The organism is Halonotius sp. F2-221B, from assembly GCF_046719765.1.
Classification (GTDB): domain Archaea; phylum Halobacteriota; class Halobacteria; order Halobacteriales; family Haloferacaceae; genus Halonotius.
In genome coordinates this window covers 14,142-26,240 of the sequence record NZ_JABEBY010000005.1, presented here as the reverse complement: position 1 = coordinate 26,240, position 12,099 = coordinate 14,142, and the positions used below count along the sequence as shown (strand labels likewise).

Below are 12,099 nucleotides of genomic sequence, written 5' to 3'. Positions count from 1 at the left end.
CGTTCGTTCGTGGCTCGGTTCCGGCCTCCTGCTGTAACTGTTGACTCATTACCCGCCGTTTCGACCGCTCCGGTTTATACTTTTAGGTTTACCTAAAGTAGTAGGTGCGCGCCGTCACAACGCTGCATCGACGGTGTCGGCGACCCGAAGCGCGAGGGCGGCGATGGTCAGCGTCGGGTTCATCGCGCCGCTGGTCGGAAAGACGGAGCTGGAGGCGATCCAGCAGTTGTCGAGATCGTGGGTGCGACACTCTGCGTCGACGACGCCGTCGGCCGGATCCTCGCTCATGCGTGTCGTGCCCATGTGGTGGTAGGCGGGGCCGGTGCTGTCGGGGCCGGCCGTCCACTCGATGTTGACGCCGAGTTCCTCAAGGATCGATCGCTGGATCTCGTTTGCGCGCTCGATGGTTCGGAGCGCGCGCTCGCCGACGTTCCAGTGGACATCCGGGACTGGGTTGCCGTGGTTGTCGGTCGTCGATTCGTCGAGGCCGATGTAGCTGTCCTCGCGGGGGAGCTGTTCGACCAGCCCGCCCATGGCGATGTGGGTGCCGTAGCCGTCCCGCAGTCGCTCAAGCAGGTCGTCACCCCAGTCGTCGCCCGTGAGCGCCATCTCGACCGGCGAGGGGCCGGCGTAGTTGAAAAATTCCAATTTAAAGGGGGCAAACTCCTCGTCGGCGTCGTCGTAGAACTGGTGGGTTTCGCTGGTGAGAAAGCCGACGTGATTCTGGCGGGTCGGCTCATCGAGCGTGCCACCCATCCCGGCAAAGAGGTGATCCATGAAGAACTGTCCGACCGTGCCGCTGGAGTTGGCGAGGCCGTCGGGATACTGCTCGGACTCCGAAAGGAGGAGTAGTCGTGGGGTTTCGACGCCGCCCGCGGCGATGACAAAGCGATCTGCTTCCTGCCGGTGCTCGCCGTCCGGGGTCGCGTAGGTCGCGGCAGTGATCCGGTCGGCGTCGTGCTCAAGCCGCTGGACAGCAGCGCGGTCGATGACGGTCGCGCCCTTCTCCTCGGCCGATTCGATATGGACGGTACCGTCGTATTTCGCCCCGGACGGACAGACCGGCTGACAGGTGCCGTAGCCGACACAGCTGCTCCGGCCGTCGTAGACCTCGGAGTTCCGAGCGTTCGGCACCGGATGCATGGCGATTTCGAGTTCGTCGCAGGCCTCCGCGAAGAGGCTGTCGCTGTAGGAGGGTTCAAACGCCGGCATGGGGCGGGGCTCCTCGCGCGGCGGCGCGAAGGGATTCTCGCCGCCGGCGACGCCGATTGCCCGCTCGGCGGCGAGGTAGTACGGCCGCAGGTCGCTGTAGTCGATGGGCCAGTCGGTGCCGACGCCGCGCTCGCTCTGTGAGTTGAAATCCGCCTCGTGGAGCCGCATCACCATCCCCTGCCAGTGGAGCGTTGAGCCGCCGACGCCGCGAGCGCGGGCGTGATTCAGCGGGTAGAACCACGGCCCCGAGTTCGAGTGAGCGTCGCGTTCGGGATCGCTGTCCCACACGTCGGGGCGACTGTAAGTGGGCCGGATCGCTTTCTCCTGGCGGGCGAGTCGATCGTCAAAATCGAACCGCGGGCCGGCCTCCAGAACGACGACCTCGTGGCCGGCGTCGGCCAGCCGGTCGGCGACGAGCGCGCCCGCCGGCCCCGCGCCGACGATACACACGTCGGCGTCGGCGACGGGCGTGCGGTCGGTCGCGCCCGCGCTGTTTTCGATATCCTCGGCCGGTGGCCGCCCGCTCACGCCTGCGGCCCCCGTTGGTAGCTGTCGATCCCGCCAGCGTACCCCTGTGGGTTCTCGATGCCGACCAACTCGCCGCCGGTCGGTGAGGAGTATAGCGCGAGCAACAGTTCGTTGACAACGTAGTACCGCACTTCCTCGGCGGTCGAGCCGTCGCGGCGTGGTTCGGCGGTGTCGGCGGCCATCTCCCGGAGCAGCGAGTCCCGGTCGGCCGCCGACAGCTCGGCGAACCGGCCGTCGTACCACGACTGGGCGCGGTCGTTGATGGCGGTGACCGCGTCGGCGACGCCGGCGGCGTGGGTCTCGCCGGCCAGCCGACTGTCGAGGAACGTGGTGACGAACTCGTCGATGCCGCTGACTTCGTCCGGATACACCACCTCGGCGGCGGCAACCATTGTCTCGCGGATGTTGGTCTCGGCGGCGGCAGCGGCGTCAGTGTCGCCGTCGGACTGCTGGGCCCTCGGCGCGGCGTCACTACACCCGGCGACCGCAACGGAGCCCCCGAGCGCGGTCAGCGCGCTCACGGCATCCCGTCGGGTCAGTTTCATACCTCGATTAGGCAAACCTAAACCTTATATCCGTTGGAATCCGACCGCCGGGCGACGGGAACCGATACGGTTGTCCCGACGGAGCAACAGGCTCCGAGTACATCCTGCACAATGGCTTCACGCTTCGACCAACTCCGCGCTATCGCCGACGGCAGTGCTGACCGGTCGGTCGGCCTGACGCTGTTGGCCGGCGCGATCGCGGCGACGCTGCTGGTGCCGCTGACGTGGCTCGTGATCGAGGCCGTCCGCGTCGAGCCCGGGCGGGCGTGGGAGCTGATCGCCCGGCCGGCGACGATCGGCATCCTTCGAAACACGCTGCTGTTGGTCGTCGGCGTCACCACCTTCTCGATCCTGATCGGCGTCCCGCTTGCGTGGCTGACCGTCCAGACCGACCTCCCGTTCCGCCGGTTTTGGTCGATCGTCGTCGCCCTCCCGCTCGTCGTACCGAGCTACATTGGCGCGTTCACGTTCGTCTCGGCGTTCGGCCCGCGCGGGGAGTTTCAGGAGATCCTCCAACCGCTCGGCATCGAGCGACTGCCCGAGATCTATGGGCTGCCGGGCTCGATTCTGGTGATTACGCTGTATACCTACCCCTACGTCTATCTGACCGCCCGCGCCGGATTGCTGTCGTTCGATACGACGCTGCTGGAGGCCGCGCGGACGCTGAATCACGGCCGGTGGCAGGCGTTTCGCCGGGTGACGCTACCCCATGTCCGGCCGGCGATCGCCGCGGGCGCGCTGCTGTCGGCGTTGTATGCGGTGTCTGATTTCGGAACACCGGCGATCATGCGGCTGTCCGTCTTTACGCGGCAGATATTCGTCGAGTTCCAGACGTTCAGCCAGGATTACGCCTCGCTGCTCTCGCTGCAACTGCTAGGGATCGTCCTCGTCGTTCTTGCCGTCGAGTCCCGACTGCGGGAAGAGACTGATGGCCACGGCGAGGGCGTCGGCACGGCCGATGAGACACAGCCGATCGAGTTGGGCGTCTGGCGGTGGCCGGCGACGCTGCTGCCGGCGTCGGTGGCGGGGTTGGCGTTGCTCGTCCCGCTGTGGATCCTCGGGTTGTGGCTCGTGACCGCCGACTTTACGGCGCGCGACGAGTTGGCCCTCCAGCTGTCGACGGTGACGAACTCCGTCGGCGTCGCCGCCGCTGCCGCGTTCGTCGCCGTTGTCGTCTCGGTTCCGATCGCCTACCTCGCGGCCAGAGATGACTCGATCGCCGCGCGGCTCTTCGAGCGAGCGACCTACGTCGGCTTTGCTGTCCCCGGGATCGTGCTCGGGTTGGCACTGGTCTTCTTCGCCACCGGGTTCGACGGGCTGGATCTCCCGCTTATCCCGTCGATCTACCAGACTGTCCCGCTGTTGATCTTCGCCTACGTCGTCCGGTTCATGCCGCAGGCCGTCGGCTCGATCCGCACCTCGACGCTACAGGTCGATCCTAAGCTCGTTGAGGCTGCCCGGACGCTCGGAGAGACGCCGTTGGCGGCCTTTCGAACGGTGACGCTGCCGCTGGTCACCCCCGGCATCGTCGCCGGTGCCGCGTTGGTCTTTCTGACGACGATGAAGGAGCTGCCGGCGACACTGATTCTTCGCCCGACAGGGTTTGAAACGCTGGTGACGCTGATCTGGCGCGCCCAAGCCAACGCCTTCTATCAGTACGCCGTGGTGCCGTCGCTGTTGCTGCTGGTTGTCTCCGGACTCTCGATGCTCGTGTTGTTGCGCCAGGACAGTTGATCTCGGTCGCTGTCACCGGTCAGAAGGCCCGAAGGTCGTCGAGGACGGCGGCTGCACTCCCGTCAGCGATGGCGTCGCGGGCGGCGGTAAGCCCCGCATCGAGAGAGTCGACATCCTCACGCGCGTAGCTCCGGAGGGCTGCGTTGAGCGCGATGGCGTCGGCGAACTGATCGTCGCGCTCGCCGGCCACCACCGATTCGGTGATTTCCGCGGAGTCGGCGGCGATGTCGTCGACGCGAAGATCCTCACTCTCGAAGTTCATCCCGTAGTCGGCGGTTTCGATCTCGAAGTCGTCGAAGCTGCTCTCATCATCGCTGTCGGCATCCCACTCGGCGACCTTCGTCAGCCCAGGACGGATATCGTCGTAGCCTTCCATCCCCTGAAACATGAGGACGCGATCGAGGTCGTGGTGTTTGCTTTCGATGAATGTCTCGACGACCTTTTTCGCAAACGCGAGGTGGTAAAATGACCCCAGATGCACGTCGGCGTCGGCGGGGTTAGCCAGCGTTTCGATGGTGTTGACAAAGGTGCGGACGCCCATCTGATCGCGGCGATCGAACAGTTCGTCGATGGCGGGGTTGAACGCGGGCTGGTAATAGAATCCAAATCCGGTCGCATCGACCATCTTGGCTGATGTTTGGGGACTCAACTCTGTTGGGACGCCGAGTTCGTCGAGAACGTGTTTGTAGGCGTCCTGCTTCTGGGTCGGGACACGATCCCCGGAGTGGACGACAACCGGGGTGCCCGCGGCGGCGGCGACGACGCCTGCGCCAACACCGAGAATCGCCGACCGGCCCTTGCCGTCGTAGTTGGCACCGCAGTCGACGGGGTCACAGTCCGGGGCGGCGGTATCGACGTGTTCACACATCAGGTCGGTGTAGGCTGCCAACTCGGTCGGGGTGTTGCGTTTCCAGCGGTTGGCCAGCCAGAACGCCCCCAGCGTCGTCGGATCGGGTTCGCCGGCGATGATCCGCTCGAAGGCGTCGAGGGCCTGCTCGCGGGTGAGATCGTCAGCCGACTTGTGGCCGGAGCCACAGACCTCCGTCATCAGCCGTTTCAGGGGCCACTTGCCGAATGTCGTCATCTGTTGGGACATGGACATGGTTCAGCCGTCGAAGGCAAAAATATCCCGCTGTGGCCCAGCAAACCAACACACGAATGATCCCGCAGTTGTAATGACGGCCCATGAGTGACGATCGTCCCAGCCCAAGCGATGTGGGCACCGTTGAGGATGCCCCACCGATCGATAAAAAGCCCTACAAGATCATCTTTGAGGCCAACAAATGCTTTGGGGCGGGCAAATGCGCCGAGGCCTCCCGCAACTGGGAGCTGGATCTCGACACCGGTGTCGCTCAACCGCGGGCATACTTTCTCGATGAGTCGGAACTTGACGAAAACATCGCTGCCGCCGAGAAATGTCCGGCCAAGAAGGATCGCGGTGTTATCCATATCATTGACCGCAAGCAGGACATCGAGATCGCGCCCGATCCCCACGGCGATGGGACGCTGAGCGTCGACTGGTAACTAATCGAAACCGACTTTTGTGCGATCGGAGAACGGATAGACGCGCGAGGGTGGCTGAGCTAGGCCAAAAGCGGCGGGCTTAAGACCCGCTCCCGTAGGGGTCCGAGGGTTCGAATCCCTTCCCTCGCATCGCGTATCCGAACGACAGTGAGGATCGCGTATCGCTCTGGACGGATTCGAAGCAGGGAGTGGAGCGACTACCAGGAGCGAAACGACCGTGGTTCGAATCCAGTCCCTCGCAGTTCATACCCAGACGACAGCTATGGCTACCTGTCGGTTTCGACGCGATAAAAATGAGCCGTGTGTGACCCGATCGATTCAGAGTCCCATCAACTGGAACAGTTGCTGGGAGAGGTATCCGGCAACGATGGCTGCGACAAACGCCATCGTGATGTATACTACGAACGTCCCTATCCGTTTCCGACGGTGTGCGTGCGTGCTGAACATGGTTGACCCCGCCTGAACCGCAACTGCACCAGGCGTTATCGACTAATTAGTTTCCAGCTATTTAAAATGAGGCGGTACCAGTGGGGTGTCCCGCCGCTCTCCGGTGATCGTGTTATGAAAAGGCAATACCGCCCACGCGGCAAGAAAAGTCCCGCGTAGGCGACGTGCCTCAGATTGGTCCCCGCTGACGCTTCGGCCCTCCAAAGCGAAGCGTCATCGATGAGTAATCATGGGCAATACTTAATGATTCCGGGTTCGCCGAGCCCCACCGTCGATCCCGGCCAAAGAGAGGGCTTTTTTTCTCGTGGCTCCTTCGATATGCTATGTCATCCACCCCTGCTGGTCTTGTCCGCGCCATCGACTCCCACCGCGCGTTTGAACCGGGGGCGGACGCCGAGACGACGTTTGTCTCGACGACCACCGCCTTCGACGGCGTCGTTGACGCCGCGCCAACCGATGATGACCGCGTGGCGTTCACCGTGACGGTGACCGTCCCGATGCTTGGTACGGTAACCGACGACGACCTCGCGCCGATCGTCGAAGACGGCTGGTATGAGACCTTCGAGCGACGCGTCACCGACCTCGGGGCGATCTTCCGCATCGAGCGCGAGCTCACGCCACAGGTTAGCCACGACGAAAGTGAGGCCGTCGTCACCGCGACGCTCACCGATCGAAACGTCGAACGCGGCGTCGACGACGCGGCCGCGCTCATCGATTTTGTCGAAGGCACCTACGTCCAGGGGATCATCCCGGGCTACACCTACACTGATCCGGTCGCGGGACTGCTCGACCAGGCGCGGGCAGCCGGTGGCAGCTGAACAGCCGATACTGCAGGCCTGTCAGGTCATCGCGATGTAGGTCTGGGTGTCTTCGATCCCATCGATCGAGCCGATTCCGGTGGCGACGATATCCTTCACCGCTGCCGGCGAGTCGACCGACAGCGTGGCGATGAAATCCACGTCGCCGGCGACGACATCGGCGCGTTCGATGCCGTCGAAGCTCTCGATGGTGGATTTGACGCGGTCGACCTCGCTCGTGTTTGCCTTGATCAGCACGTAGGCGGTCACCATCGTTAGGCACCTCCCGCCGCGACCGCACCCGCCGGCTTTTCGCCGACGAGGAGTTGGCGTACCGCCGCCAGCTCAGAGAAGTCCGCCAACACGGCGAGTGAGTCGCCCGCCTCGATGGAGTTGTCGGGCAGCGGGATCCCCATCGGCTCGTCGCCTTTCCCGAAGGCAAGAATCCGGGATTCCGAGGGGAGGGCGACCTCGCTGAGCGTGTAGCCGCGGATCGGCGACTCCTCGGTGATCGTGATCCGGAGGATCTGGAGATTTTGGGCAACATCCGCGATCGCGGTCAGCGACCCCCCAAGGAGGGCGTTTTTCGCGCCGATCGCGCCGAGTCGCTCGGGGTAGACAACCTCGTCGACCTCGTCGGCGTACTGTTGGTAGATACTCTCACGGTAGTCCTCGTCGATCCGCATCACCGTCCGGCAGCCGTGGTGTTTGCCGATCAGACAGGCCGCAAAGTTGACGTTGAGGTCGCCGGTCAGCGCGCCGACCGCGTCGGCGTCGTCGACGCCGGCCGATTCGAGGACTGACTCTCTGGAGCCGTCGCCCTCGATCACCTCGAAGCCGGCCTCGCGGCCGCGCTCGGCGATCGTTGGATCAGCCTCGATTACCGTCACGTCGTGGCCTTCCTCCCGGAGGACGCGGCCAGTTCGGAGACCGACACGCCCGGCTCCAATGATAACAAATTTCATGTGGCGATCTAACACACTCGGCCCGCATAACTGTATCCCTGCCTGCGACACCATCCCGACTGACCGCGCCCGGCGCGCCGCCTCGCCGGTCGCGGCAACGACCCCTGTCACCGTTGGTTGCGGCAACGCCGCTCACCGGTAGTCGACACCGCAAAGAGTCCGCACCACGTAGTCGGCGTATGCTCGCAGTCATCAACTACGGCGTCTTTTTCGGGCTTGTGGTCGCCCACACGATCCTCGCAGCGGTCATGACGCGGTTTTTTCGGCTTCGATTGGACACGCAGGCCGGCTGGATCGGCTACTCCCTTGGGCTGTTGCCGATCCTGTTTTTTCTGTCGACGCTGGTGGTCACCGGCGCGCTCGGGCTGGGGCCGACCCTCGGCTCGCGGTTGGTCGTCTTTGCCATCCTCATCGGCTTGCCTGTCGCCCTTGGGATGACGATCGATCTGCTCTATGTCGCCCAGCCGGAGGATGTTGAGCTTCCTCAGCGACAGTGACAATGGGTCTGCTGGACTGTTATAGCGCGCTACAGGAACGCCTCAAGCTGCTCGCGCACCGCCGCGACAACCGCCTCAGGTGACTGACTGGCGTCGATCCGCACAAACCGCTCGGGGTCGGCCTCAAGCAGCCGCTCGTAGTTGTCCCGCACCTGCCGCAGATATTCCGCTCGCTCAAATTTGTTCGTCCCACCGCTCCGCTCGGCGGCGGTTTCGGGATCGATATCAAGGTAGATGGTGTGGTCGGGACAGCGGGTAAACGGCTCGTGGATCGACCGGACGTAGTCGAGGGGGTCGTCGATCTCACCGCCGGCCAGTGTTGCCCCCTGATAGGCGTACCGGGAATCGCTGTAGCGATCCGAGATGACAAGATCGCCGTCGGCGAGGGCCGGTCGGACGACACGGGAGAGATGGTCGGCGTGGTCGGCGGTGTACAGAAACAGCTCCGCCAGCGGATCGGCGTCGTCGGCGGTGATCGACCGGTAGACAGCGTCGCCGTACCACGACTCGGTCGGCTCACGGGTGAAGACGGCGTCGGGGTACGTCTCCTGTAGGGACTCCCAGACGGTCGTCTTCCCGCTGCCGTCGAGACCCTCCAAGGTCACGAGCATACAGGCCACTCCGCGCGCCGACGTATCAACCGTTCGCTCCGCGGTGCAATCGTGGCGTTCACTCACTGACCGCCCCACCACGAGCACACGCTACTTTTAGGTCGGTTCGGTGATAAGATGTGGTATGCATGTCTTAGTCGCCGGCGGAAACGGGTTTATTGGGGGCCACCTTGTCCCCGAACTGCTCGATGCTGGCCACGAGATAACCGTACTGGCGCGCAACCCCGACAGCGACGCCGTACCGGACGGTGTCGAGACCGTCAGCGGCGATGTCACCGCCTACGACTCCATCGAGTCGGCCGTCGACGGCCACGACGCCGTCGTCAACCTTGTCGCGCTCTCGCCGCTGTTCAAACCGAAAGGTGGCGACAGGATGCACGACGAGGTGCATCGCCACGGCACGGAAAACCTCGTGCGGGCCGCCGAGGCCGGCGGTGTCGACCGCTTCGTCCAACTGAGCGCGCTTGGCGCTGACCCCAACGGGGCAACCGCCTACATCCGCGCGAAGGGGCAGGCTGAGGCCCACGTCACCGACTCGGAGCTCGATGGGGTTCTCATCCGCCCCTCGGTCGTCTTCGGTGAGGGCGGCGAGTTCGTCTCCTTCACAAAAAAGCTCAAAGGCATGTTCGCACCTGGCGTGCCGGTCTACCCGCTGCCCGGCGGCGGCAAAACCCGGTTCCAGCCGATCTATGTCGACGACCTCGTCGGGATGCTGGCCGAGACGCTCACCGACGACGCTCACGTCGGCGAAACCTACGAACTCGGCGGCCCCGATAAACTGACACTCCGGGAGATCACCAATATGGTCTACGAGGCTGAGGGCAAATCGATCTCGATCGTCTCGGTGCCGATGGCGCTTGCGGGGGTCGGTCTCACGCTCGGCGGGAAGGTTCCCGGGTTCCCGATGGGTGCCGATCAGTACCGCTCGCTGCAGTTCGACAACACGACCGCCGACAACGATATCGGTGCCTTCGGCGTCGATGAGGCTGATCTCACGACGCTCGCCGACTATCTTGGTGTGTAGCGCCGCTCGTCGCCCGAACGCACAACGATCGCAGTCCATGTCAGCCCAGGTATATATACCGGGGAAAACGAGCGAAACTGTGCGTTGACCGACACCATCGCTGAAATCCTTACTCGGAACCGAATACCGATGAAACAGCCGTTTTGGACGGTCTATCCGGCTATAGTGGCTGTGTGTGGCTGTCTCACGACACAGAATCACACGAATCGGGAACTTCCGGCCGAAGCGACGTAGCCACAAGCTTTATCCGTTTTTTCGTGCTCTACTTGCGATAATGGAGAGGGAGCGTACCACATGAAACTCGCGATGATCGGCTTCGGACAGGCCGGTGGGAAGATCGTTGACAGGTTCCTCCAGTACGACGAGGAGACCGGCTCCAACATCGTCCGCGCGGCCGTCGCGGTCAACTCCGCGAAGGCCGACCTGATGGGGTTAGAGCGGATCCCCGAGGATCAGCGCATCCTGATCGGTCAGTCACGGGTCAAAGGCCACGGTGTCGGCGCGGACAACGAGCTCGGCGCGGAGATCGCCGAGGAGGACATCGACGAGATCCAGTCGGCGATCGACAGCATCCCGGTACACGAGGTTGACGCCTTCCTCATCGTCGCCGGGCTCGGCGGCGGCACCGGCTCCGGCGGCGCGCCGGTCATCGCCAAACACCTCAAGCGGATCTACACCGAACCGGTCTACGGCCTCGGTGTGTTGCCGGGTAGCGACGAGGGTGGGATCTACACGCTCAACGCGGCCCGATCCTTCCAGACGTTCGTCCGGGAGGTCGACAACCTGCTGGTCTTCGACAACGACGCCTGGCGGAAAACCGGTGAATCCGTCCAGGGCGGCTACGCGGAGATCAACAGCGAAATCGTCCGCCGGTTCGGCGTCCTGTTTGGTGCTGGTGAGGTCGGCGAGGGCGACGAGGTCGCCGAAAGCGTCGTCGACTCCTCGGAGATCATCAACACCCTGTCCGGTGGCGGCGTTTCGACGATCGGCTTTGCCGAAGAGGAGGTTGAGGTCTCCTCGTCCGGAGGGTTGCTGTCGCGTTTCACCGGTGACGACAGCACCGACGACCTCGACACCGCCAACACGACAAACCGGATCACCAGCCTCGTGCGGAAGGCCGCACTCGGGCGACTGACGCTGCCCTGTGAGATCGACGGGGCCGAACGCGCACTGGTCGTGCTTGCGGGCCCACCGAACTATCTCAACCGGAAAGGAATCGAGCGCGGCCGGAAATGGCTCGAAGAGCAGACCGGCAGCATGGAGGTTCGCGGCGGCGACTACCCGACGAAGGCCACCGGCCGGGTCTCCAGTGTTGTCCTGCTGTCGGGCGTCACAAACGTCCCCCGGATCAAGGAACTCCAGCAGGTCGCCATCGAGGCCCAAGACAACATCGACAACATCCAACAGGAAAGCGACGACAACCTCGAAGAGCTTGTCAACGACGACAGCGACGAGCTCGAATCGCTGTTCTGAGCCGTCCTCGCGGTTCCGTTTTCGACGCTCCCCTCAGCCATGCGTAGCCTTGTCCCATTCGCCGCTGTCGATCCGAAAACACGGCTCGATAGCGTCCTTACCGCCGACGAACGTGCCGCCTTCGCGCGGGTGCTGCTGCGCTCCGTGTGTGCGACACTCCGCGAGGCCGGCCACGAGACGACGGTGCTTGCGACGGCCCCACTCGACGAGGCCACGCTTGACGAACCCGCGCTGCCACCGGACACCTCGGTTGTTGTCGACGACCGCCCGCTGACAGCCGCGGTCAACGACCAGCTGGCCGCCGAGACGCCGACGCTGATCGTGATGGCCGACCTCCCGCTGGCAACGCCAGAGAGCATCCGCCGACTCATCGCCGCCAGCGACGACGCTGGCAACGACGCCGATATCGCCATCGCACCCGGGCTCGGCGGCGGGACGAACGCGCTTGTCGTTCGGGAGCCGGCGTTTCGGGTCGACTACCACGGCGCGTCGTATCTCGATCACCGTGCGGCCGCCGCCGATCTCGATGCGACCGTTAGCGTCGTCGACTCCCGCCAGCTCGCAACCGATATCGACGAGCCGGGCGACCTCGCCGAGGTGCTGATTCACGGCGACGGCCCAGCCCGTGAGTGGCTCATCGACGCCGGCGTCGAACTCGATACGGGTGATGGGCGGGTTGGGGTTCGGCGGTCGTGAGCGGGGCGGCGGCGGGGCTGACCGCAGCCGAGCGGTTTTTGCGGCC

13 protein-coding genes and 1 tRNA gene are annotated in these 12,099 nt (G+C 64.3%); 8 read left to right on the top strand and 6 right to left on the bottom strand.

Annotated features, from left to right (window positions below; translation table 11 throughout):
- Positions 1 to 114: 114 nt before the first annotated feature.
- Positions 115 to 1,740, bottom strand: a complete 1,626-nt coding sequence (locus HKK80_RS04520; protein WP_411798432.1) for a GMC family oxidoreductase — start codon at positions 1,738 to 1,740, stop codon at positions 115 to 117.
- Entirely contained in the window at positions 1,737 to 2,285 is a 549-nt protein-coding gene (locus HKK80_RS04515) for a gluconate 2-dehydrogenase subunit 3 family protein (RefSeq protein ID WP_411798431.1), read from the bottom strand. Before HKK80_RS04515 ends, HKK80_RS04520 begins: the two co-directional genes overlap by 4 nt.
- Before the next feature lie 111 nt (positions 2,286 to 2,396).
- Here HKK80_RS04515 and HKK80_RS04510 point away from each other — a divergent pair, with 111 nt between their 5' ends.
- Entirely contained in the window at positions 2,397 to 4,019 is a 1,623-nt protein-coding gene (locus tag HKK80_RS04510) for an ABC transporter permease (RefSeq protein ID WP_411798429.1), read from the top strand.
- Positions 4,020 to 4,038: 19 nt separating this feature from the next.
- Here the strand turns inward: HKK80_RS04510 and HKK80_RS04505 are convergent, their stop codons facing one another.
- Positions 4,039 to 5,115 carry an anthranilate phosphoribosyltransferase gene (locus tag HKK80_RS04505; protein ID WP_411798428.1) on the bottom strand — a complete coding sequence of 359 codons (1,077 nt, stop codon included), beginning with the start codon at positions 5,113 to 5,115 and terminating at the stop codon, positions 4,039 to 4,041.
- Between the two features lie 89 nt (positions 5,116 to 5,204).
- Here HKK80_RS04505 and HKK80_RS04500 point away from each other — a divergent pair, with 89 nt between their 5' ends.
- From HKK80_RS04500 to HKK80_RS04490, 3 genes are all read left to right on the top strand, one after another.
- Positions 5,205 to 5,543, top strand: a complete 339-nt coding sequence (locus tag HKK80_RS04500; RefSeq protein ID WP_411798427.1) for a ferredoxin — start codon at positions 5,205 to 5,207, stop codon at positions 5,541 to 5,543.
- A gap of 44 nt (positions 5,544 to 5,587) precedes the next feature.
- Positions 5,588 to 5,672 (top strand) — tRNA-Leu (locus HKK80_RS04495).
- A 641-nt stretch (positions 5,673 to 6,313) separates the two neighbouring features.
- Positions 6,314 to 6,808 carry a DUF5813 family protein gene (locus HKK80_RS04490; protein WP_411798426.1) on the top strand — a complete coding sequence of 165 codons (495 nt, stop codon included), beginning with the start codon at positions 6,314 to 6,316 and terminating at the stop codon, positions 6,806 to 6,808.
- A gap of 21 nt (positions 6,809 to 6,829) precedes the next feature.
- On the opposite strand, the gene HKK80_RS04485 is transcribed toward HKK80_RS04490, so the two are convergent.
- Together HKK80_RS04485 and HKK80_RS04480 are read right to left on the bottom strand one after the other, a co-directional pair.
- Positions 6,830 to 7,060 (bottom strand): Lrp/AsnC family transcriptional regulator, encoded by a 231-nt coding sequence (locus HKK80_RS04485; RefSeq protein WP_411798425.1) that lies wholly within the window; start codon positions 7,058 to 7,060, stop codon positions 6,830 to 6,832.
- 2 nt (positions 7,061 to 7,062) lie between these two features.
- On the bottom strand, positions 7,063 to 7,752 hold the full coding sequence (locus tag HKK80_RS04480) for a potassium channel family protein (protein WP_411798424.1): 690 nt from the start codon (positions 7,750 to 7,752) through the stop codon (positions 7,063 to 7,065).
- Positions 7,753 to 7,931: 179 nt separating this feature from the next.
- Between HKK80_RS04480 and HKK80_RS04475 the strand changes: the two genes are divergently transcribed.
- A complete protein-coding gene (locus tag HKK80_RS04475; RefSeq protein WP_411798423.1) occupies positions 7,932 to 8,249 on the top strand; it encodes a hypothetical protein in 318 nt (105 codons plus the stop codon).
- Positions 8,250 to 8,278: 29 nt separating this feature from the next.
- Here the strand turns inward: HKK80_RS04475 and tmk are convergent, their stop codons facing one another.
- Entirely contained in the window at positions 8,279 to 8,860 is a 582-nt protein-coding gene (tmk, locus tag HKK80_RS04470; protein ID WP_411798422.1) for a dTMP kinase, read from the bottom strand.
- Positions 8,861 to 8,984: 124 nt separating this feature from the next.
- On the opposite strand from tmk, the gene HKK80_RS04465 reads away from it, so the two are divergent.
- From HKK80_RS04465 to cofC, 3 genes are all read left to right on the top strand, one after another.
- A complete protein-coding gene (locus HKK80_RS04465) occupies positions 8,985 to 9,884 on the top strand; it encodes a complex I NDUFA9 subunit family protein (protein ID WP_411798421.1) in 900 nt (299 codons plus the stop codon).
- Between the two features lie 294 nt (positions 9,885 to 10,178).
- A complete protein-coding gene (locus HKK80_RS04460) occupies positions 10,179 to 11,357 on the top strand; it encodes a tubulin/FtsZ family protein (protein ID WP_411798420.1) in 1,179 nt (392 codons plus the stop codon).
- Positions 11,358 to 11,396: 39 nt separating this feature from the next.
- Positions 11,397 to 12,053 carry a 2-phospho-L-lactate guanylyltransferase gene (gene cofC, locus HKK80_RS04455; RefSeq protein WP_411798419.1) on the top strand — a complete coding sequence of 219 codons (657 nt, stop codon included), beginning with the start codon at positions 11,397 to 11,399 and terminating at the stop codon, positions 12,051 to 12,053.
- Positions 12,054 to 12,099 lie beyond the last annotated feature (46 nt).

Coding starts and splice junctions, on each gene's coding strand:
- HKK80_RS04515 (WP_411798431.1), bottom strand. CDS start 2,285: ATGAAACTGACCCGACGGGATGCCGTGAGCGCGCTGACCGCGCTCGGG.
- HKK80_RS04510 (WP_411798429.1), top strand. CDS start 2,397: ATGGCTTCACGCTTCGACCAACTCCGCGCTATCGCCGACGGCAGTGCT.
- HKK80_RS04505 (WP_411798428.1), bottom strand. CDS start 5,115: ATGTCCCAACAGATGACGACATTCGGCAAGTGGCCCCTGAAACGGCTG.
- HKK80_RS04500 (WP_411798427.1), top strand. CDS start 5,205: ATGAGTGACGATCGTCCCAGCCCAAGCGATGTGGGCACCGTTGAGGAT.
- HKK80_RS04490 (WP_411798426.1), top strand. CDS start 6,314: ATGTCATCCACCCCTGCTGGTCTTGTCCGCGCCATCGACTCCCACCGC.
- HKK80_RS04485 (WP_411798425.1), bottom strand. CDS start 7,060: ATGGTGACCGCCTACGTGCTGATCAAGGCAAACACGAGCGAGGTCGAC.
- HKK80_RS04480 (WP_411798424.1), bottom strand. CDS start 7,752: ATGAAATTTGTTATCATTGGAGCCGGGCGTGTCGGTCTCCGAACTGGC.
- HKK80_RS04475 (WP_411798423.1), top strand. CDS start 7,932: ATGCTCGCAGTCATCAACTACGGCGTCTTTTTCGGGCTTGTGGTCGCC.
- tmk (WP_411798422.1), bottom strand. CDS start 8,860: ATGCTCGTGACCTTGGAGGGTCTCGACGGCAGCGGGAAGACGACCGTC.
- HKK80_RS04465 (WP_411798421.1), top strand. CDS start 8,985: ATGCATGTCTTAGTCGCCGGCGGAAACGGGTTTATTGGGGGCCACCTT.
- HKK80_RS04460 (WP_411798420.1), top strand. CDS start 10,179: ATGAAACTCGCGATGATCGGCTTCGGACAGGCCGGTGGGAAGATCGTT.
- cofC (WP_411798419.1), top strand. CDS start 11,397: ATGCGTAGCCTTGTCCCATTCGCCGCTGTCGATCCGAAAACACGGCTC.